1 protein-coding gene is annotated in these 435 nt (G+C 50.8%); it reads right to left on the reverse strand.

Annotation, left to right across the window (positions count from 1 at the left end; all coding sequences use genetic code 11):
- Positions 1 to 435 (reverse strand): ATPase, T2SS/T4P/T4SS family (locus AC3XQU_RS22980; protein ID WP_489876473.1); only part of this gene is annotated, 435 nt, incomplete at both ends.

The following is a 435-nucleotide window of genomic DNA, read 5'->3' on the forward strand; positions in this document are numbered from 1 at the left end:
CCCCTCGTCTTTGACTACCCGCCTTACTTTTTCGAGTGTAGTAACACCGTCCAGGATTAATCGGAGTGATGCTTGAGCAAGAGTTTCGAACTGAGGCTGTTTCGCAGCGGCGTTAAGAATCTCGCCGGTTCCGTTTCCACTAACAATCGCTGCACGGATATTTTTATCCGCTTTGATCAGTTCAATGATGGGCCTCTTCCCTTTGAAGTCCTTTGGAGTTGCCACATGGGGAAGGTCACCGGTTACTCCTTGCAAGCCGTTCTTCTTCAGCCATAACCGTTCGACCTCAGTAGGTGGCTGCCATGTCAGTTCAGATGTTTCGGCAATTGTCGGTACTAACCGTTGCGCGACAATCCCAAGCAAACAGGAGGCTAGATCGTGAGGATCCACCCCCATATCTAGCAAGCGTGATGGAGTGCTTGACGCGTCGTTTGT

The organism is Telluria sp. AZSoR62 (genome assembly GCF_058111565.1).